Below are 18,758 nucleotides of genomic sequence, written 5' to 3'. Positions count from 1 at the left end.
CCGCCCTGCCCGGCCCGCCCGGCAGGGCGTGCCGTCAGGCATCGCGGGTGACAAGCATCACAAGGGCGCCCGGCGCAGGCGCAGGGCGTTGCCCACCACCGACACCGAGGACAGGCTCATTGCCAGCGCCGCCACCATCGGCGACAGCATCACGCCCAGCAGCGGATACAGCAGGCCCGCCGCCAACGGCACGCCGATGGCGTTATAGAGGAAAGCGAAGAACAGGTTCTGCCGGATATTGCGCACGGTGGCCCGCGACAGCGCGCGGGCGCGCACGATGGCAGTGAGTTCGCCCTTCACCAAGGTCACCTGGGCGCTTTCCATGGCGATGTCGGTGCCGGTGCCCATGGCGATGCCCACATCCGCCAGGGCCAGCGCCGGCGCGTCGTTGATGCCGTCGCCCGCCATCGCCACGCGATGGCCCTGCCCGCGCAGCGTACGGATCACGGCCGCCTTGTCCGCCGGCGATACATCCGCATGCACGTCGTCGATGCCCAGCGCGCCAGCCACTGCCTTGGCGGTGATGGCGTTGTCGCCGGTCAGCATCACGATGCGCAGGCCCGCCGCATGCAGGTCGCGAATCGCCTGCGGCGTGCTCGCCTTGACCGGATCGGCTACGGCGACGAGGCCTTGCAGACGGCCATCCACCGCCAGGAACATCACCGTGGCGCCATCAGCACGCAGGGTGTCGGCGCGCTCGAATGCGGCAGGGGCCGCCTCGATGCTCAGGTTCGACAACAACTGCTGGTTGCCCAGCGCGACCGCATGCCCCTGCACCGTGCCCTGCACGCCGGCGCCCGTGGTGGAGCGGAAGTCCGCCACGTCCGGCACCGCGATGCCGCGCGATTGCGCTCCCGCCAGGATGGCTCGCGCCAGCGGATGCTCGCTGGGCGCTTCCAGCGCCGCCGCCAGCGCCAGCAACTGGTCGAACGGATACGCGCCGACGCTGGCCACGTCCCTCAAGGCCGGCTTGCCCTCGGTCAGCGTGCCGGTCTTGTCCACCACCAGCGTATCGATGCCACGCAAGGCCTCGATGGCCGCGGCGTCGCGGAACAGCACGCCGTTCTGCGCGGCACGGCCACTGGCCACCATGATCGAGATCGGCGTGGCCAGGCCCAGCGCGCATGGGCACGCGATGATCAGCACGGACACGCCCGCGATCAGCGCATAGGCGAGCCTCGGGTCCGGCCCCAGCCACGCCCATAGCGCGAAAGCCAGCACCGCCACGGCCGCCACCGCCGGCACGAACCACGCCGCCACGCGGTCGGCCACGCGCTGCAGCGGCGCCTTGCTGCGCTGCGCCTGCGCCACCAGCGCCACGATCTGCGCCAGCAAGGTCTGCGCACCAACCTTGTCCGCGCGCATCCGCAAGGCGCCATCCTGGTTGAGCGTGCCGCCGGTCACGCGCTCGCCGGCGCGCTTGGCCACCGGCAGCGGCTCGCCGGTGAGCATGGATTCGTCCACGTGGCTCTCGCCTTCCAGCACGACGCCGTCCACCGGCACTTTCTCGCCGGGGCGGATACGCAAGATGTCGCCGGGGTGCACATCTTCCAGCGGCACGTCGCGCTCGCCGCCGTCGGCGGCGATGCGGCGCGCGGTCTTGGGCGCCAGGCCCAGCAACCCCTTCAATGCGGCGCCGGTACGACGCCGGGCGCGCAGTTCCAGGAAATCGCCCAACGTCACTAGGGTGACGATCACCGCGGCCGATTCGAAGTACACGCCCACGCGGCCATGCATGTCGCGGAAACCCGCCGGGAACAGCGACGGCGCCAGGAACGCCACCATGCTGTAAAGCCAGGCCACGCCGGTGCCCAGGGCGATCAGCGTATACATGTTCGGCGACCATGGCTTGAGTGAGCGCCAGCCGCGCTCGAAGAACGGCGCACCGCCCCATAGCACCACGGCGGTGGCCAGCACGGCCTCCACCCAGGCGGCCGCACCATCCCATGGCGCGGGCAATTGCCAACCAAACAGATGCGGCCCCATCGCCAGCAGGAACACCGGCAGGGTCATCGCAGCCAGCACCCAGAAGCGCCGCGACATCGCGCGCAGCTCATGGCCGTCATCCTCGTCCAGGCTGGGCATCATCGGTTCCAGCGCCATGCCGCACTTGGGGCAATGGCCGGGACCCGCCTGCTGCACCTCCGGATGCATCGGACAGGTGTAGATCGCGCCGGCCACCACCGGCGCCGGTTCCGGCGACGGCTGCAGGTAGCGCTGCGGATCGGCCAGGAACCGCTCCTTGCAGCGCTGCGCGCAGAAGTAATAGGTCTGCCCCCCGTGCTCGGCGCGGTGGACGGCCGTGGCGGGATCCACGGACATGCCGCAGACCGGGTCCTTGGCGGCCTGGGCATGATCGCCGTGACGGGCATGAGGATGCATCGGCAGCGCGGCGGATACGTGGCCGCCACAACAGGATTTCGCCGCCGGCTCCGCCACTGGTTCCTTGCCGCCGTAGCAGGCGTGCTTTTCCATGTTCATGCCTCGTCCTCCTGTCCGGTCAGCGCACGTAGAATCGGGCATTGCTCCGGCGCCCCGTGGCCGGGGCAGGCCTCGATCAACTGTTCCAGCCCGTTTCGCACGCGGGTCAGCTCGACGATGCGCTCGTCGATCGCGGCCAGCCGATCCCGCGCCCGCTGCCGCACTGCCTTCACCCCGCGCTTGCGATCGGCGGACAGCGCCAGCAGGTCGCGGATCTCTTCCAGCGTAAAGCCCAGGTCTTTGGCGCGACGGATAAAGCGCAATTGCCGCACCGCGCCTTCGTCATAGCTGCGATACCCGGATGCCCTTCGCTCCGGTTCGGGCAGCAAGCCTTCGCGCTCGTAGTAACGGATGGTGTCGATCGCCACGCCGACGCGCTTGGCGACGGCACCGATGGTCATGGGAGACGGTGATGTGTTCATGCCGCCAAGTCTAGACCCTTGATCAAGGTCTAGAGTCAAGCCTGGCGCCGGGGCGTTTTGTCGCCGTCGAGGGGCCTTGGCGCTGTCACCAAAGGCGCCAGCGGAAGCCACGCGAGTCAACCCGACCGCCGATCTCGATGTGCCCCCTGCCCCCCCTCCCAACCTCCCCCTGCGTGCAGGGAGAGGAGCCAAAAACATGTGCGCTCCGGCCCCCTCCCCTGCGTGCAGGGGAGGGTTGGTGCCCTGTGGCCCGTGGAGATTTTGAACAGGCTCTTAGAACTTCCAGTTGAGGCTCAGTGAATAATTGCGCGGTGCGCCGTAATAGCCGATCGAGTACAGGCTTCCGATGTATTTCTTGTCGGCGACGTTGTTGATGTTCGCACGCAGGGTGAGGTTCTTGACCACCTCCCACGCGGCAAACACGTTGTATACCGCGTAGGCGCCCTGGCGCACCGCATAGCCCGTGTAGCTGTCCACGTTGGCGGTCTTGTCGCGCCAATTGCCGCCGGCGCCGAACGACAACGCTTCGTGGCCCGGCACATGCGCGCTCAACAGGAAGTTGGCGGTATTGCGCGGAATCCACGGATTGATGCGGCCATCGACGGTGGTCAGCAGCGTCTTGTCGCCATCGAGCGTCAGGTGCGTGTAGCCGAGCACGAGGTCGACGTAATCGTTGAGTTTGCCGGTGGCCTCGAATTCCCAACCCTTCGATTCCACGTCCTCGCCGACGTAGTAGTACTGGAACGTGTCCAGGTCCATGCCGGCATAGGTGCCCAGGTTCTTCTGCTTGGCGTCGAACACGGCCAGCGTGGTCAGCAGGCGTTTGTCGAACCAGTCGGCCTTGACGCCGGCTTCGTAGTTCTCGCCCTTGGTCGGCTTGAGATAGACATGGTGGATGTCGTAGTAATCCTGCGGCTGGAAAATGTCCGAATAACTGACGTAGCCGAGCACGTTGTCGCTGAAGTCGTAAGTCAGTCCGCCGTAAGGACTGAGCTTGGTCTGGCTCTGCGAACCGGAACTGGTGTCGTTGCGGCTGAAGGCCGCGTAGTTGAAGCCGACCACAGCCTTGAGCTTGTCGGTCAGGGTCAGGCGCGTCGCGCCGAACACGCGCTTGAGATGCTGGCTGAGCGTGTCGCTCAAGATCCTGTCGCCCCACGTCGGCTTGGGAATCGCGTCGCCGGCATACGGGAAGCCCGGCAGCATGCCGAACGCCGCCTGGCTGGCATCGATCGGGTATTCGTACTGCGGATAGTTGCTATACGCGGTGCTGGCGCCAAGCATCACTTCCTGGTCGTGGCCGAGCCAATCGAAATGGCCGTTGACGCTGACGTTGCCCATGTGCTCGGTGGTGGTGTCGTTGCCGCGGTACGCCCAGCCGACCAGTCCTTCGCGGGTCCGCGGATCGAGGCCCGTCGTGGTGTACGCGTCGAGCAGCAGATCGTCTTCTTCGAAGCGCTGGTAGTTGTACGTGGCCTTCACCTGCCAGTTGTCGGACAGCGCGTAGGTGTATTCGATGAAGGCGTTGTTGTTCTGCGTGTTCCAGTACGTCCAGTCCTGCCCCGTCGAAGCACTGCGGTTCCAGCCGATCTGGCTGCCATCGACAAGGTTGTAGGTCAACGCGCCCCACATGTTGCCGTTGGTCTTGGCCTTCTGGTAGCTGTAGCCGAGGGTCAGCGTGCCGTTCTCGCCGACCTGGCCGTCGACCACGCCGTAGAGGTAGTCGCGCTTGTTGTCGAGGCCGCGCAGGTACGAACCGTCGTCTTCGTGCACGGCGACGATGCGTCCGGCCCAGGTGCCGCTGGCGGTGAACGGCGTGGAGTAGTCGAGCTGCTCGCGCGTGCTGCCCCACGAGCCGTAGCTGATCCCGGCCTCGCCCTGAGCCTCATTGGTGGGGCGCTTGCGCACGTAGTTGATCGTGCCCGACGCATTGCCGACGCCGGTCAGCAAGCCGTTCGCGCCGCGGATTACTTCGATCTTGTCGTAGCCGTAGGCATCCAGCGCACCGGTGACGATGCCCCAGCCGTTCGGCATGCCGACACCGTCGATCTGGGTATTCTCGATATCGAAACCGCGCGCGGTGTAGTTGCTGCGGTCGGTTTCCCACTGCTCGACGTTGATGCCAGTGGTCAGGCGCAGCGCATCGTTGACGTTGTTGGCGCCGAAATCGCGCATCTGTTCGCTGTCCACCACGCTGATCGACTGTGGCGTGTCCTTGATATCCAGGTCGAGGTTGGTGGCGCCGTTGCTGACGCGCTCGGCGCGCTGGGCGACGACCCGCACCGCGCCCAGTTCGGTCGCCTTGTCCTTGTCAGCGGCCGTATTCTTGGTCGAAGCGTCATTCTTGGCCGAGGCATCGGCGGCGGATTGGGCATGGGCTTGCATGGCAAGCAACAGCCCGATGGCGAGCACGGAAAGGCGCGGGGCGCGCAGGGCGTGCGCGCGACGGAAAGCATTGGACATGAGGGGATTCCCGAAAATGACGAATGAGGCCGGCACTCGGCAGGCACTCAGTGCAAGTCATAATAAATGAGAATCGATCTCATCTACAATATTCCTGTTAAACAAGTGCTGGGATGGCCTTGACGCGGTGGAGCCTTACCTATCGGAATGCCCAGGAGCCCGTCGGCATACCCTCCGGATCGAGTTCGCTCGCCATCTATTTGAAATTAAAGGACTGCCAGTCTGTTACCCGTTCTGCATACTGCGGGTTCGCGAGTTCATGAGATGGGCGTTGTTGTCGGCCGACCACGATGCTCGTGCGATAGTGCTTCGCGTGGTTCCGCAGTCTGCGCAATCGGCTGCGACAAGAAGTCCCGATAGCATCGGTCTGGAGGATGGGCATGCCCTGCGACTAAGAATCTGTTCACCGCATGCCCGGGCGGCCTTCCCCAAGACCCGCGAACTCGGCCGCGTGGCGTAAGGATCCCATCATGACGAAACCCGGCGCCATCCTGCACAGCCTGCTGGAGAAACTCACGGGGCAACGGTGCCGAAAAAAGCCGCGCGGCGTGCGCAGATACGTTGCGCTGGCAGGCATGGTCGTTGCGTGTATGCCGGCGTCATCCATCTTTGCCGCACCGGGCGACCCCGCCAGCCTGCCGGCATGGTCCAGGGGCTATCTCTACATCCATCACATCAGCACGGGGCGAGGCAATTCGACGTATTTCGTTTTCCCCGACGGAACGACCATGCTGATCGATGCGGGAGAAGCGGATCCGGCATTCGAGGCATCCGTACGACCGCTGAAACCGTTTCCGCCCCGTCCCGACGGTGCGCATTCGGCGGCCTATTGGATCGCCGACTACATCCGCCAGTTCGCGCCGGCTGGGCGGCCGGTCAAACTGAACTACGCGCTCATCACGCATTTCCACACCGACCATTACGGCACGATCACCCCGGACAAGCCTATGTCCCGGACCGGCGCCTATCGCCTGGCGGGGATCACGGAACTTGCCGATCTCATTCCCATAGGCATGCTCATCGATCGCGCCGCGCCCGCGTACGACTACCCGGTCGACCTGCGCAAGTGCCTGCAGGGGCCCGATGGCCTCCAGGGCTCTGACGCCCTCTCCCTGTCGAATTACCTGGGCTTCGTGGCATACCGGATGGCCCATGGCCAAGCCGTGGCCGGCCTCAAGCCGGGTGTGCTGGACCAGATCAAGCTCGGGCAAGCCGACGCATTCCCGAGCTTCCATATCCGCAATATCGCATCCAGCGGCATCATCTGGACTGGCGCGGGAGATGGCACGCAGTACTACATTCCCAAAGGCGCGATCACGGATTGCCATTTCGACGAGAACCCGCTCAGCAACGTGTTGTTGCTCGCCTACGGGAAGTTCAAGTACTACACGGGCGGCGATATCCCGGGCGTGCCCAACTACGACCAGCCCTGGTGGCGCGACATCGAAACACCCGTGTCCGCGGTTGTCGGGCCCGTCGATGTCATGTTGCTCGATCATCACGGGAACAGGGATTCGACCAACCAGAACATCCTTCGCAACCTGCAACCGCGCGTGATCGTGCAGGAGAACTGGCTTTCGCCACAGCCAGGCGAAGAGGTCGTCAACAGGATGGCCTCGAAAGGTCTCTATCCCGGCCCCAGGGACGTGTTCTCCACCGGCATGAGCCCGGAAAGCCGGGATGTGATCGGGCCGATCATGGACAGCGTCTACAAAAGCTATGGCGGCAACGTCGTCATACGGGTCGCCCCCGCCAGCGACCAATACGAGGTCTATATCCTCAGCGACGACAAACGCCGAGAGGTCCTAAAGCGGTTTGGGCCCTATATGTCAAAGTAGCGCCGTTCTCAGGGCCTGTTCACGATCAGGACTCGACAGCTTTGAAACGTCGAAAATGCGCCCATGGCGCATTCCCCGGTAGATGCCATCCTTCCGGAAGGTCGCCGCCCATATGACGCTGTCCAGCACTGCCGCGTCGTACTGCGCGGTATAGCTGAATCCGTTGCTTGTGGTGCCAAGCAAGTCATGCATAGCCACATAACCCGTGGGCGATCGTGCGTTGACACTACTCCTTGCCGAATGGGATGCGTAAAGCCCACGGAATGGGCCAGGGCCGCTATCGCCCGGCAAGAAGCCACGGTGCGGGCTGGTGGTCCACATGTCCTGCGATACCGGGAAGGTGGCCGGACGACGCCATGGCTATCACACCCCCATCGCGTGGAGATTGCAGCCTCGGTGGCATGACGTCACATCACCATCACGTAACAAATAAAAGCGCATGCTGCCTTGGCGCTTGGAAAGATATAGCCCTCCCTGGCAAGCGCCTCAGTCACGCGGTCCTGTCCCTAACGCCATCTGAGTACTTCCCCGATCTTCATCGGAGTTGCGGCTCGGTCCGCCCTGGATTCGCACTGCGAATCACCACTTAAGGCATATACCCATGTCCAGCAACGATCACAATGCTCCTCGCGTTGGCAGCAAGAATCTCGTCGAGACAGCGGCCTCCAACGACTCCTTCCATACCCTTGGCAAGGCCCTCGAAGCGGCGGATCTCGCCAGCGTCCTGAAGAATTCGGGCCCATTTACCATCTTCGCACCGACGGATGAAGCCTTCGAGAAGCTGCCCAAGGACACGCTCGCCCATTGGCTCAAGCCCGAGAACAAGGCGGAGTTGATCTCCGTGCTGAAGTATCACGTTCTGCCCGGTCGCGCATCGGCTGCCGACGTTGAAAGGCTCACCACGCCGAAGATGATGCAGGGCCAGACTGCGACGATCACCAAGGATGGCGACAAGCTGCGTATTGGCGAAGCCACCATCACGAAGACGGATATCGCTTCAAGCAACGGCATCATCCATGCAATCGATCGGGTAAATGTGCCTACCAGGCATTGATCGTCGGGAGCTTGTGGTAAAGCGGGAAAAATCTCTTGCACACGACCCTACCAACCAGTCCGGCCATGGATGGCGTACACTGTTCCACCTGCGAGGCCGTCTGCTGTCGCCTCATGGTCGTCCTGCAGCCGGAAGACCGTATTCCCCTGCACCTCACCACGCATTCACCGGAAGGTTTGCATGTCATGAAGCGTGGCGAGGATGGCTGGTGCGTGGCTCTGAACAGCGTGCGCATGAACTGCGGCATCTATGAGACCCGGCCCACCGTGTGCCGCCGCTTTGTCATGAATGGCCCCTATTGCAAGGCCATTCGCACCGAGTACAGCGGCCCCGCCGCCAGCGCGCGACACGAATCTGCCGCATAGGCCCTACTGCCTAGCGACACTACCGGCGGACGCACTTGCAAGAGTCCGCTCCCCTTCCTCACCAGCCCGGGAAAGCTCCATTGGCAAAGACAAACTATTCCTTCGAAAAACGCCAGCGCGAGATCGCGAAGAAGAAGAAGCAGGACAGCAAGCAGGCCAAGAAGATGGCATCGCGCGACGGTGCAAGGGCAGAGCCCGCCGCGAGGGCATCGAGCATCAAGGATGCATAGGCCACGCCGGCATTCCGGCATGCACTGACCAGCCGCGTCGGAAACATTCGAGGAAAAAAAACCCGGCGCAAGGCCGGGCTTTTTACGTTCTTGGCAAAGGTCCTTAGACCGCCTGCACCTGCTCAGCCTGCAGGCCCTTCTGGCCCTGGGTCACGGTGAAGGACACCTTCTGACCCTCGACTAGGCTCTTGAAACCAGAAGACTGGATCGAGCGGAAGTGTACGAATACATCGTCACCGCCCTGGTCCCGGCTGATGAAGCCAAAGCCCTTGGCATCGTTGAACCACTTCACGGTACCGGTTTCTGTCTGGGACATGTTTATTTCTCCTTGGAACGAATAAAAGCCGCATAGCGGCGAAGAGGCTGGTCGCAAGGAGGAACGGGGTACAACGGTGTAGTGGAACTGCAATCTACAGCATCGGGCCACAATTCATGGTGACCCTTGAAACTCAGCCCGCCCACCATATACGGCATTGGCTCAAAGAGCAAATGCCGGGACAAGCTCCCATACAGACATGCCCCGCCGCTGTCGCCTTCCTTCGCATGCCTGGGGTCAAATCACTACGGCATTGCCGCTGCCGAAGCGGCAAGCCCTGCGGAACCGCAGTGCTCACATGCCCGCCGGCCCTGCGAGCCGGGCCAATGCCTCCCGCAATCGCGGCACGGCAAAGTCGATGAAGCTCCGCAGCTTCAGCGGCATCTGGCCTCGCGACACGTGGAGCAGGTGGACGGGGGCAGGCTCCGGTTCGTAGCTTTCGAGGACGATTCGCAGCGCGCCGTCCCGCACGGCATCGGCCACCTGGTATTGCAGCAGGCGAGTGATTCCCACGCCCTGGATCGCGGCCTGGGCCGCCGCCTCCGGCGTCGTCACGGCGAGCCGCGAGCGAATCGGCACGTCGCGCATGGCCTGCGACCTTGGCATGCGGAAGCGCCAGGACGGCACGGGCGTGGGCGTGATGGCCGCCACGCACGGGTATTTCAACAGGTCGTCCGGCTGCCTGGGCACGCCATGGCCGGCAAGGAATGCGGGGCTCGCGCAGGTGACGGTCCTCATCGCGCCCACCTGGGTGGCCACCATGGAACTGTCCGGTAACTTGCCGATGCGCACGGCCATGTCCACGTGGTCGCTGACGAGATCGACGTTGCGATCGGCCAGGATCAGGCGAAGGTCGATCTCCGGATACAGGGCAAGGAAATCGATCACCACGGGCAAGACGTGCAAGCGGCCGAAGAAGACCGGCGCGGTCACCACCAGCTCGCCTTTGGGCATGGTGAATTCGCCCGCCGCCTCGCGCTCGGCTTCCTCCACCTCGTCCAGGATGCGGCGCGCCGCCGCCACATAGGCCACGCCGGCGTCGGTCAACGTGAGCTTGCGCGTGGTGCGCGTCGTTGCGCACGACCTGCCGCGGCGAGTCCCGGCGTGCGGCCGCAAGGGCAAGGTCGAACGCCTGCTCCACATGGATGTCCTTGCGGCTTTCCGAGACCTCCGGGTAGCAGAACGCGAACCCGAGCCGCTTCAGCGGTTCGATATAGGCGCGATAGGCCAGGTAGAACTGCACCTCGCGGTCGAACCGTAGCATCGAGGGATCCACGAAGTCCGCGTGCCCGGCGACATAGGCATCCAGACGGCCGAACTCGCCTGGAAAAAGCAGGGCCACGCGTTCGAGGATCATCGCCTCGACGTGGTTGAGCCTGTCGTGGACCGGGAAGTGCGCCAGGTAGTCGGTGGCGGCGGCCTGCCGGAACTTCGCGAACAACGCCGTGACGACTTCGCTGTAGTCGGGCTCGCCGTCATAGCGCCGCACCGTGACGCCGTCCTTGAAGAGCACCGCGTAGCGGATGCCGCGCAGGCCGGCCAGGGTATCGTCGACGTCCTGCTCCAGCCGCAGGAACTCCGATGACCCCAGGTAGGCCTGCAGGTGGTCACGCATCCTGCACAGGCCCGTGGAAGCCAGGCCCAGGGGTTCGACCCCCTGGGCAAGCGCCCTCACCGTCCCGCAATAGGTTTCGCCGGCGGCGAGCAGCCAGCGCCTGGCCTCGTAGGGGTAATGGCACTCGTCCGCATGCTGCTGGCAGGCCCGCACCATACGCATGCCGTCCGCGAAAGCCTGGATGGCGCGCACCAAGTCCGCCTGCGCGAGATCGCGCATGACGGCTTGACGATAGGCGATGTCCTCCACGCTTGCGAGCGGCGCGTGGAAGAACGGGGCCAGCCGGTATGCCTCGGCGGGCTTGGCGATCGCATCGACGATCTGGTCGAGATGGAGATCCACGAAGCAGGCCGGGCGCGGCGTCGCCTCATCCACGCCTGCCCCGGGATCTCGATAGAGAACGCTGAAGCTGGCTTCGGCAACGGTATCCATGCGCGGCGGCACCTCGTCGTGCGGGTGCGCATCGCGCCGGCAACAAGCCATGGCGCGCCTACGCTCCCAGGGTCGGGAACGCAGGCATCATTAACCTCGAGGGCGGTTTGCCAGACAGGCCGGACGGGAGGCATGCCATCTCCCTGGGCGACGATGGTAGCGGCCATCGGATGAAGCGCAAGTGGAACCGCCCGGTCGGCGCATATTGCGATGCAGCAACGAATTGTTATACTGGCGGGTACGGAGATGGCATGCCTCCGCGAACCGCCGAGCGATCGGCTGATGATGCCTACGCGTTCCCTGACAGGGAGGTCGTAGGCTTTTTTTATGCCTGCTGCTTCCGCCTGTCCGGGTTTGATCCACTCAAATCTGGAGACCTGATGAAGCGTTTATCGGTACCCGAGCAAGTGGCCATGGTGCCCTTCCTCGGACGGTGGCTGGCGCTCTCGGCCATCATCGGCGGATTGATCGGCTGTGCGTCCGCCCTCTTCCTGTGGTCCCTCGAATGGGCCACGCAACAGCAGACCAGCCACGGCTTCATGCTGGCCCTGCTTCCCATTGCCGGCCTCGTCGTCGGCTGGGTCTACCACCGCGTCGGCAAGGACGTCGAGGGCGGCAACAACCTGTTGCTCGACGAGATCCACGATCCCAAGAAGCTGGTGCCCAAGCGGATGGCGATCCTGGTGTTCGCGGGCACCGTCATCACGCACCTGTTCGGCGGCTCGGCCGGACGCGAAGGCACGGCGGTGCAGATGGGCGGCACCATCGCCGACCAGATCAGCCACCGCTTCGGGCTGGGCAAGGAGGACCGGCGCATCCTGATGATGGCGGGCATCAGCGCGGGCTTCGCCTCGGTGTTCGGCACGCCGCTGGCCGGCGCCATCTTCGGCCTGGAGGTGCTGGCCATCGGCAAGGTGCGCTACGACGCCTTGCTACCCTGCATGCTGTCCGCGGCCATCGCGGACCAGGTGACCCTGCACCTGGGCATCCACCACACCGCCTATGCGATACCGCTGGTGCCGCACGTGAGCTGGCAGGGCGTGCTCGCGACCATCGTCGCCGGCATCTGCTTCGGCATCGTGGGCATGCTGTTCGCCAACAGCACGCATGCGCTTTCCGCGCTGCTCAAGCGGCTGATCAAGTACCCGCCGCTGCGGCTCTTCCTCGGCGGCGCCGTGGTCGCCGCGGCGGCCTACGCCATCGGCTGCCGCCAGTACCTCGGGTTGGGCATACCCACCATCCAGGCGGCCTTCCTGCATCCGCTGCCGGCCTACGACTTCGGCGGCAAGTTCGCCTTTACCACCGTCACCCTGGCCTCGGGCTTCAAGGGCGGCGAGGTCACGCCGCTGTTCTACATCGGCGCCACGCTCGGCAATGCGCTGGGCTATGTCCTCCCGCTGCCCTTCCCACTGCTCGCCGGGCTGGGCTTCGTGGCCGTGTTCGCCGGGGCGGCGAATACGCCCATCGCCTCCACCGTGATGGCGGTCGAACTGTTCGGTGCGGAGATCGGCACGTATGCCGGCATGGCGTGCGTCATCGCCTACCTGTTCTCGGGACACACCAGCATCTATCGCGCCCAGCGCGTGGGCCATGCCAAGCACCTGCATTGGCCGGAAGGCATCCGCCTCGCGGACATTCCCGCGCTTCGTCGTGCCCGCCGCGCCTCCCCTACTCCTTCCAATTCCTGAAAACCTTCATGAGCCAAACGATGAACAAGCTGACCGCCCTGCGCCTGTATTTCCACCACGCCGAGAAGGTCGAGCACACGAGCCTCTGGCATCGCCTGACCCGGCCGAGCATGGCCTCGCACGTGCTGAAGTCCGCGCACAGCAAGGGCATCGAGCAGGTGCTGGTCCACCAGGTGCATGGCGGCTACCTGCGTGGCGGCAAGCCGCAACTGCGCCATATCGAGCACGTCCATCCGCACCTGCCGCACTGCATCGAACTGATCGACATCGAGAGCAAGCTGCGCGCCTTCTGGGACGACCACGCGCACCAGTTCAAGAATGTGCGCGCGCTGTTCCTGCCCTGCGAGGTGGCGCCCGAAGCGGCGTCCTGAGCACACCGGAAACGAACAGGGCCTGCGCATGCAGGCCCTGTTCGAGAAGCATCCTCGCCATGCGCGGGCGCCAGCGCGCCCGCACCATCATCAAGGCGTCTTGCCAGCCTTCAGCTGTTCCACGACGGCGAGCGACTTGCTCACGTGCTCCTGCGGATGGAGGTGGTCGGCCTCCGAGGAAAAGACCGCCGCGACCTTGCCATCCTGCCCGATCACGAAGGTGGAGCGCGAGATGAAGCCGTGCTCGATGGCCTCGCCGCGCACGTCGGTCGCGTTGGGCACCGCCGCGGACATCTTCACGTCGAACAAAGCGGCGACCTTGCCTTCGGAGTCCGACGCCACCGGGAACTTGCCGGCGCAGTAGCTCGGGTCGGCGGAAAACTTGTCGAGCCGCTGGATGCTGTCGGCGGAGACGCCGACGATCGTCGCGCCGGCCGCCTTGAACTTCTCAGCCTCGGTGGCAAAGGCATGCGCCTCGATATCGCAGCCACCGGTATAGGCGGACGGGAAGAAGTACACGACCACCGGTCCCTTCTTGAGCGCATCCGCCAGCGAATACTTGAAATCCTTGCCGGCATGGCTGGCCTGGGCAGTAAAGGCGGGCGCGGCGGCCCCCTGGCCGATCTCCGCGAACGCGGGCGGCACCATGGCCATCCCGGCGGCCACGGCTCCCGCGGCCAGCAAACACATAAGGCGCTTGTTCATTGCAGTAACCCTCGTCTTGCACATGGAAAGAGACAATCGCGGAAGCCCCGGCAACGTGCCGCGAACGACCCGGCGCATATCATGCGCGCCTGACAGGGCCATGCGGGCATCGGGCGCCATGATGAGGCATGAAGCGGCATGGTGTCGAAGGCGATTCCAGGAAGCGGCCATAACCAAGGTGAGTGCCGTCCATGCGAGCAAAGGTTGCCACTCGTCCGCAAGAACCCGGCGTCCCGCCGCGATGCGGATAAACGGCGGTTCCGCAAGCGAAATCCAGGGGGATTCGCTATTTCTTGCCATCACCCGCGATGGCTGCGTCATCCGCCGATGGCAAAGACCGTCCTGGTCCCGCCGGCATCGTCGTTCCATGCCGACTCGACCTGCGGCAGCGGCACGGTACGGGTGGCGATGCGCAATCCCGCGGGGCCATAGGCGTCGTAGACATGCCGCACGGCTTGCAGCAGTTCGCGCCAGGGCACGCTCTTGATGCCGCTGCCCATCAGCACGATGGCCGACGACCGCAGCGCGGCGCCCGGCAGTGCGATGTCGGCGCCGCTCGATGCACCCACGTGCACGAAGCGGACCGGCGCGGCATCCCCGGCTGCCTTGGCTATCGCCGCGATCACCACTTCCGCGCTTTTTCCCCAGAGATAGTCGATCACCACGTCGACGCCTTGGGCGAACTGCTCCTTCAAGGCTTCTTCGAACGCCTTGGCGCCATGCGCATTCCCTTCCACGTCGAAGGGAACGATCACATCGGCCCCAAGCGCCCCGACTTCCCGCAGCGCGGCTTCGTTGCGCGCGGTGGCGATCACCTTGGATGCACCCAGGTACTTGGCCAGTTGCACCGCCAGGCGCCCCGCCGTGCCGGTGGCGCCGTTGACGAGGACGGTCTCGCCCGGCCGCAGCGCGGCACGGTTCACCAGCGCGGCCCAGGCCGACATGCCGGGATTGGCAATGGCGGCGGCGGTGACGTCGTCGATGCCCGGCGGCAGTGCCACGCAGTGGTCGGCCTTCACCCGCGTCCGCTCGGCCATGGCGCCGAACGGCGCCTCGGGCAGCGCGAAATAGACACGGCGTCCGTCCGCGGTGACGCCCACGCCATCGGACCCTGCCACGGCCGGCCACACGTCCTGGGCGCTGTAATGGCGTCCCGACGCGCGAGCCCGGGTGAACTGGCTGAGCGCGGACGCCCTGACCGATACCAGTTCCTCGCCCGGCATCGCCGAAGGCTCCTGGAAATCCGCATAGCGGGGCGATTGCCCCGCCTGGAAGACGACGGCTGCTTTCATGGCACACCTCCAAAATCTAACAATGTTAGATCACTCTAACCATGTTAGATTTCATGCGCAACTCGTCGGAGTCTGTCCCATGAAAGTCAACCGCGAACTCATCGTCCGCACCGCCCTGCAATTGCTGGACGACATCGGCCTGGAGGAACTGACGCTGCGCAAGCTGGCTGCCCGGCTGGGCATCCAGGCGCCCACGCTGTACTGGCACTTCAGTAGCAAGCAGGCGCTGATCGACGATATGGCGACCACAATATTGGTGGAGGCCAGCGGTGACCTGGCGCCCGCCAGGCCAGGCGACGACTGGACGGCCTGGGTCATGGCGTTCGGCCAGGGGATACGCCGCCGTCTCCTGCAGTATCGCGACGGGGGCCGCGTGGTCGCCGGATCGCGGCTCACCAATGCACTGTTCCACGAGGCGGCCGAACGGATCGGTGCCCAACTATTGGAGGCCGGCCTGTCCCATCGCCAGGCCATCGTGCTGATGAGCACGGTCTATACCTTCACGATCGGCTTCGTGGTCGAGGAACAGGCCGTCTTTCCCCGGCCCGGCGAACGCTCCCCCGCCTACGACATCGCGCAGCGCAACCAGGCCCTGGACGCCGGGAAGTTCCCGCTCATGCGCAAGGCCGGCCCGGTGCTGTTCGACCAGTTCGACCGGCGTTACCGGGAAAGCGTGAAGCTGGTCATCGAAGGAGCCCGCGCCTCAGCGTCGCGATGATCGGGCGTCTGATTTCCCGCGAAAGCCGGCATGCCGGCTCATGTCGAGGAAGGCCGCCATGGCGCTGGAAACGTAGGCGTCGCGCCGGCGGACGAAAAGCGTCTCGACCCGAGCCTGTTCGCGGGGAAGGCGATGCGCACGGATATCCCACTGGGCCAATGCCGACTGCGCAACGCCCTTGGGCAGCAGCGTCACGCCCACGCCGGCCGCCACGCAGCTCAGGATCGCATCCAGGGAACCCAATTCCAGCGGCTTGGCGACGACGATGCCCGACTGCGCCAGGAACGCCTCCAATCGCTGGCGATACGAACAGCCCGACTGGAACACGATGGTGCGCAGCTCCGCGAGCCCGGCCAGGCCCTTGAGGGAACGGATGGCGGGAGACGTCAGCAGCGCCAGTTCTTCCGCGAACACGGTTTCCTGCGCCAGTTCGGGATGGTCGATGGGACCGGCCACGAAGGCGCCATCGAGCCGGCCATCCACGACGTCCTGCACCAGGCGCGCGGTGGTTCCCGCGCTGAACGCCAGGCGGACGCGCGGATAGGCCCGTGCGAATCGCGTCAGCACGGGCGAGAGCCGCAGCGCGGTGGTCGTCTCCAGCCCGCCAAGGACGAGCGCTCCCTCCGGCGTGCCGTCGTCCCTGGCGGCCACCTGCGCCTCGGCCAGCAGCGTCATGACGCGGCCGGCAAAGGGCAGCAAGCGCTGCCCGGCCGAAGTGAGCGAAACGCCCCGGGCATGGCGGCGGAGCAACGGCATGCCCAACTCGTCCTCCAACGCCTGCATCCGTGCCGTGATGTTGGATTGCACCGTGTGCAGCTCGGCGGCCGCCCTGTTCATGCTGCCCAGGCGGGCCACCGCCTCGAACGTTCTCAGCTCGCTGATGTCCACGGCCTGCTCCGCATGCGCGGGACCATCGCCGCGCCAGCCCACAAGATATCATTTATGCAGATAAGTCGTATCCAAAACTTTCGTTTTCAGTGATTTCATGGCACGCGTAGCCTTGCGCCGTTCCCACTGAAGGCCAGCCGATGGGCAAGGCGAAAACCCCACCCCGTCCCTACGACGAAACGCGCAGTGTCCACGCCGCCTGGCGGGCGGTGGTATCGGGCTTCTGCGCGAGCCTGGTCGGCATCGGGCTGGCGCGCTTCTCGTACACGCCGCTGCTGCCGGCCATCGTGGCCGCGCACTGGTTCGATGCGACCGTGGCCGCCTACCTGGGCGCGGCGAACCTGGCCGGCTATCTCGCGGGCGCACTGGCGGGACGTCCGCTGGCCCGCCGAGTGTCCGCGCGCGCGACCATCCGCGGCATGATGCTGCTCGCCACCGTGGCGTTCTTCGCCTGCGCCCACCCCGCCGCCTTCACGTGGTTCTTCGCCTGGCGCTTCCTCGCCGGGCTCGCTGGCGGCGCCTTGATGGTGCTGGCCGCGCCGGCGGTGCTGCCGCTGGTGGCGCCCTCACGCCGCGGCTTGGCCGGCGGCATCATCTTCATGGGCGTCGGCATCGGCGTGGCTGCCTCGGGCACGCTGGTGCCGCTGCTGCTGGGCAACGGCCTGAGCGCCACCTGGCTGGGCCTCGGCGCCTTGTCCGCCGTGCTCACCCTCATCGCCTGGGGCGGCTGGCCGGACGAGGTCCAAGCCGCCGAGCCACGGTACGCAAGGCCGGCCACGTCCCTTCCCGCCAGGCGGCTGCGCGCGCTCTACCTGGAATACGCCTTGAACGCGGCGGGCTGGGTGCCGCACATGCTCTTCCTGGTCGATTTCGTGGCGCGCGGGCTCCATCAGGGCATGGCGAGCGGGGCCGCCTACTGGGTGCTCTTCGGCATCGGCGCCACGGTCGGGCCGGTGCTCGCAGGAGCCCTAGCGGACAGGACCGGGTTCGGCCGGGCGCTCCGCATCGGCTTCGTGCTGGAGGCGGGCGCCGTCGCCATGCCGGTGCTGGCCAGCGGAACCGCGTGGCTGGTCGCGTCCAGCGTGATCGTGGGGGCGTTCGTGACGGGCACGGTGCCGCTGGTGCTCGGGCGCCTCCACGAGATCCTCGCGCATCATCCCGCCCAGCACGGCGGCGCCTGGCGCACCGCCACCGTGGCCTTCGCGCTGTTCCAGGCGGCGGCGGCCTATGCCATGTCGTTCGCCTTCTCGGCCAGCGGCGGCAGCTACAGGCTGCTGTTCGCCCTCGGCACGGCGGCCATGGTGCTTGCGCTCACCATCGATCTACTGGCCTGCGCCTGCGACCGCCCTTCCCCATCGGAACGCCCGATGGCGCGGAGCGCCGGCAATCAATAGTGCAGGTTCAATTCCTCGATACGACCGCGGCTGGCTTCGAACAGGTCCTGGAACTCTTCCTCGGTAAGTTCGTCCGGCGCGTAGACGGCCACCGGATCCCAGGTCCGTTCCTTGGTCGGCTGCGGCGTACGCGGGCCGCCACGCAGCGAGTAGACGACGCCCTCGCGTTCCAGCAACTCGGGCGCCTCCTCGACCTGCTCCCTGCGCGAATCGTCAGGGGTGATCAGAAAGATGGCTGAGATCATGGATTCGCTCCTCATGGCGCGCGCAGAAAATCGATGGCGCCGCTTCCGACTGGAAATGAAGCATAACGCGCCACGTCTCCCCTCTCCCAGCGTGAGAGGGAAACGCGCCTACGGCTTGGGCACCGCCGCCGCGGTGGGCGCGGCGCGCAGCGGGGCCAGCGACTCGAACTTGCGCTGGTATTCGTCCGTCACCTGCTTGGCCTCCTCGCTGCTGGTGATCACCCGCGGGGTGATCAGCACGATC

19 protein-coding genes and 2 riboswitches are annotated in these 18,758 nt (G+C 65.5%); of the genes, 8 read left to right on the top strand and 11 right to left on the bottom strand.

Annotation, left to right across the window (positions count from 1 at the left end; translation table 11 throughout):
- Window positions 1-57: 57 nt before the first annotated feature.
- The 3 genes from MJ605_RS07750 to MJ605_RS07740 form a co-directional block, all read right to left on the bottom strand.
- Window positions 58-2,475: a heavy metal translocating P-type ATPase gene (locus tag MJ605_RS07750; RefSeq protein WP_425600997.1), complete on the bottom strand. Its 2,418-nt coding sequence runs from the start codon at window positions 2,473-2,475 to the stop codon at window positions 58-60.
- A 2-nt stretch (window positions 2,476-2,477) separates the two neighbouring features.
- Complete coding sequence (locus MJ605_RS07745; RefSeq protein WP_425600991.1) at window positions 2,478-2,882, bottom strand: heavy metal-responsive transcriptional regulator; 405 nt, start codon at window positions 2,880-2,882, stop codon at window positions 2,478-2,480.
- Window positions 2,883-3,176: 294 nt separating this feature from the next.
- On the bottom strand, window positions 3,177-5,363 hold the full coding sequence (locus MJ605_RS07740; protein WP_243040815.1) for a TonB-dependent siderophore receptor: 2,187 nt from the start codon (window positions 5,361-5,363) through the stop codon (window positions 3,177-3,179).
- Between the two features lie 470 nt (window positions 5,364-5,833).
- Between MJ605_RS07740 and MJ605_RS07735 the strand changes: the two genes are divergently transcribed.
- Window positions 5,834-7,201, top strand: coding sequence for a ComEC/Rec2 family competence protein (locus MJ605_RS07735; RefSeq protein WP_243040813.1), 1,368 nt, complete (start codon window positions 5,834-5,836; stop codon window positions 7,199-7,201).
- Here the strand turns inward: MJ605_RS07735 and MJ605_RS07730 are convergent.
- Entirely contained in the window at window positions 7,193-7,393 is a 201-nt protein-coding gene (locus MJ605_RS07730) for a TonB-dependent receptor (protein ID WP_243040812.1), read from the bottom strand. The genes MJ605_RS07735 and MJ605_RS07730 overlap by 9 nt on opposite strands.
- A gap of 409 nt (window positions 7,394-7,802) precedes the next feature.
- On the opposite strand from MJ605_RS07730, the gene MJ605_RS07725 reads away from it, so the two are divergent.
- Window positions 7,803-8,255: a fasciclin domain-containing protein gene (locus tag MJ605_RS07725; RefSeq protein ID WP_243040803.1), complete on the top strand. Its 453-nt coding sequence runs from the start codon at window positions 7,803-7,805 to the stop codon at window positions 8,253-8,255.
- A gap of 65 nt (window positions 8,256-8,320) precedes the next feature.
- Window positions 8,321-8,620 (top strand): YkgJ family cysteine cluster protein, encoded by a 300-nt coding sequence (locus tag MJ605_RS07720; protein ID WP_243040801.1) that lies wholly within the window; start codon window positions 8,321-8,323, stop codon window positions 8,618-8,620.
- A 94-nt stretch (window positions 8,621-8,714) separates the two neighbouring features.
- Here MJ605_RS07720 and MJ605_RS07715 read toward each other — a convergent pair whose 3' ends face one another.
- From MJ605_RS07715 to MJ605_RS07705, 3 genes are all read right to left on the bottom strand, one after another.
- Window positions 8,715-8,855 (bottom strand): hypothetical protein, encoded by a 141-nt coding sequence (locus MJ605_RS07715; RefSeq protein WP_243040784.1) that lies wholly within the window; start codon window positions 8,853-8,855, stop codon window positions 8,715-8,717.
- A gap of 98 nt (window positions 8,856-8,953) precedes the next feature.
- Window positions 8,954-9,166, bottom strand: coding sequence for a cold-shock protein (locus MJ605_RS07710; RefSeq protein WP_243040781.1), 213 nt, complete (start codon window positions 9,164-9,166; stop codon window positions 8,954-8,956).
- Between the two features lie 294 nt (window positions 9,167-9,460).
- The gene (locus MJ605_RS07705) at window positions 9,461-10,213 is read right to left on the bottom strand and encodes a LysR substrate-binding domain-containing protein (RefSeq protein ID WP_243040779.1); all 753 of its coding nucleotides are present in this window, start codon (window positions 10,211-10,213) and stop codon (window positions 9,461-9,463) included.
- Window positions 10,214-10,451: 238 nt separating this feature from the next.
- Here MJ605_RS07705 and MJ605_RS07700 point away from each other — a divergent pair, with 238 nt between their 5' ends.
- The 3 genes from MJ605_RS07700 (at window position 10,452) to MJ605_RS07690 (ending at window position 13,272) form a co-directional block, all read left to right on the top strand.
- Window positions 10,452-10,751, top strand: a complete 300-nt coding sequence (locus MJ605_RS07700) for a hypothetical protein (protein WP_243040777.1) — start codon at window positions 10,452-10,454, stop codon at window positions 10,749-10,751.
- Window positions 10,752-11,287: 536 nt separating this feature from the next.
- Window positions 11,288-11,365: riboswitch (Fluoride riboswitch) on the bottom strand.
- An 81-nt stretch (window positions 11,366-11,446) separates the two neighbouring features.
- Window positions 11,447-11,512, top strand: a riboswitch (Fluoride riboswitch).
- 81 nt (window positions 11,513-11,593) lie between these two features.
- Entirely contained in the window at window positions 11,594-12,901 is a 1,308-nt protein-coding gene (locus MJ605_RS07695; protein WP_243040776.1) for a voltage-gated chloride channel family protein, read from the top strand.
- Between the two features lie 8 nt (window positions 12,902-12,909).
- Window positions 12,910-13,272 carry a DUF190 domain-containing protein gene (locus MJ605_RS07690; RefSeq protein WP_243040775.1) on the top strand — a complete coding sequence of 121 codons (363 nt, stop codon included), beginning with the start codon at window positions 12,910-12,912 and terminating at the stop codon, window positions 13,270-13,272.
- Window positions 13,273-13,362: 90 nt separating this feature from the next.
- Here the strand turns inward: MJ605_RS07690 and MJ605_RS07685 are convergent, their stop codons facing one another.
- Window positions 13,363-14,298 (bottom strand): peroxiredoxin, encoded by a 936-nt coding sequence (locus MJ605_RS07685; RefSeq protein ID WP_243040773.1) that lies wholly within the window; start codon window positions 14,296-14,298, stop codon window positions 13,363-13,365.
- Entirely contained in the window at window positions 14,295-15,269 is a 975-nt protein-coding gene (locus MJ605_RS07680; RefSeq protein ID WP_243040772.1) for a quinone oxidoreductase family protein, read from the bottom strand. The genes MJ605_RS07685 and MJ605_RS07680 overlap by 4 nt, the downstream gene beginning before the upstream one ends.
- 79 nt (window positions 15,270-15,348) lie before the next feature.
- Between MJ605_RS07680 and MJ605_RS07675 the strand changes: the two genes are divergently transcribed.
- A complete protein-coding gene (locus MJ605_RS07675; protein WP_243040770.1) occupies window positions 15,349-15,987 on the top strand; it encodes a TetR/AcrR family transcriptional regulator C-terminal domain-containing protein in 639 nt (212 codons plus the stop codon).
- On the opposite strand, the gene MJ605_RS07670 is transcribed toward MJ605_RS07675, so the two are convergent.
- Window positions 15,973-16,917 carry a LysR family transcriptional regulator gene (locus MJ605_RS07670; RefSeq protein ID WP_243040768.1) on the bottom strand — a complete coding sequence of 315 codons (945 nt, stop codon included), beginning with the start codon at window positions 16,915-16,917 and terminating at the stop codon, window positions 15,973-15,975. The genes MJ605_RS07675 and MJ605_RS07670 overlap by 15 nt on opposite strands.
- A 98-nt stretch (window positions 16,918-17,015) precedes the next feature.
- On the opposite strand from MJ605_RS07670, the gene MJ605_RS07665 reads away from it, so the two are divergent.
- Window positions 17,016-18,269, top strand: a complete 1,254-nt coding sequence (locus MJ605_RS07665; protein WP_243040767.1) for a YbfB/YjiJ family MFS transporter — start codon at window positions 17,016-17,018, stop codon at window positions 18,267-18,269.
- On the opposite strand, the gene MJ605_RS07660 is transcribed toward MJ605_RS07665, so the two are convergent.
- Complete coding sequence (locus MJ605_RS07660; protein WP_243040766.1) at window positions 18,263-18,514, bottom strand: hypothetical protein; 252 nt, start codon at window positions 18,512-18,514, stop codon at window positions 18,263-18,265. The two genes, MJ605_RS07665 and MJ605_RS07660, sit on opposite strands and share 7 nt — an antisense overlap.
- Between the last annotated feature and the right edge of the window lie 244 nt (window positions 18,515-18,758).

This window comes from Dyella sedimenti, assembly GCF_022760995.1.
GTDB classification, from domain to species: Bacteria; Pseudomonadota; Gammaproteobacteria; order Xanthomonadales; family Rhodanobacteraceae; genus Dyella; species Dyella sedimenti.
Note: the sequence above shows the minus strand (reverse complement) of the source record. Positions and strands in the feature narration are given on the sequence as shown.

What these genes read in the sequence shown, in the direction of transcription:
- MJ605_RS07685 (WP_243040773.1), bottom strand. Translation starts at nt 14,298, where the DNA reads ATGACGCAGCCATCGCGGGTGATGGCAAGAAATAGCGAATCCCCCTGG.
- MJ605_RS07660 (WP_243040766.1), bottom strand. Translation starts at nt 18,514, where the DNA reads ATGATCTCAGCCATCTTTCTGATCACCCCTGACGATTCGCGCAGGGAG.
- MJ605_RS07720 (WP_243040801.1), top strand. Translation starts at nt 8,321, where the DNA reads ATGGATGGCGTACACTGTTCCACCTGCGAGGCCGTCTGCTGTCGCCTC.
- MJ605_RS07745 (WP_425600991.1), bottom strand. Translation starts at nt 2,882, where the DNA reads ATGACCATCGGTGCCGTCGCCAAGCGCGTCGGCGTGGCGATCGACACC.
- MJ605_RS07695 (WP_243040776.1), top strand. Translation starts at nt 11,594, where the DNA reads ATGAAGCGTTTATCGGTACCCGAGCAAGTGGCCATGGTGCCCTTCCTC.
- MJ605_RS07680 (WP_243040772.1), bottom strand. Translation starts at nt 15,269, where the DNA reads ATGAAAGCAGCCGTCGTCTTCCAGGCGGGGCAATCGCCCCGCTATGCG.
- MJ605_RS07665 (WP_243040767.1), top strand. Translation starts at nt 17,016, where the DNA reads ATGGGCAAGGCGAAAACCCCACCCCGTCCCTACGACGAAACGCGCAGT.
- MJ605_RS07740 (WP_243040815.1), bottom strand. Translation starts at nt 5,363, where the DNA reads ATGTCCAATGCTTTCCGTCGCGCGCACGCCCTGCGCGCCCCGCGCCTT.
- MJ605_RS07730 (WP_243040812.1), bottom strand. Translation starts at nt 7,393, where the DNA reads ATGCATGACTTGCTTGGCACCACAAGCAACGGATTCAGCTATACCGCG.
- MJ605_RS07690 (WP_243040775.1), top strand. Translation starts at nt 12,910, where the DNA reads ATGAGCCAAACGATGAACAAGCTGACCGCCCTGCGCCTGTATTTCCAC.
- MJ605_RS07725 (WP_243040803.1), top strand. Translation starts at nt 7,803, where the DNA reads ATGTCCAGCAACGATCACAATGCTCCTCGCGTTGGCAGCAAGAATCTC.
- MJ605_RS07675 (WP_243040770.1), top strand. Translation starts at nt 15,349, where the DNA reads ATGAAAGTCAACCGCGAACTCATCGTCCGCACCGCCCTGCAATTGCTG.
- MJ605_RS07750 (WP_425600997.1), bottom strand. Translation starts at nt 2,475, where the DNA reads ATGGAAAAGCACGCCTGCTACGGCGGCAAGGAACCAGTGGCGGAGCCG.
- MJ605_RS07735 (WP_243040813.1), top strand. Translation starts at nt 5,834, where the DNA reads ATGACGAAACCCGGCGCCATCCTGCACAGCCTGCTGGAGAAACTCACG.
- MJ605_RS07710 (WP_243040781.1), bottom strand. Translation starts at nt 9,166, where the DNA reads ATGTCCCAGACAGAAACCGGTACCGTGAAGTGGTTCAACGATGCCAAG.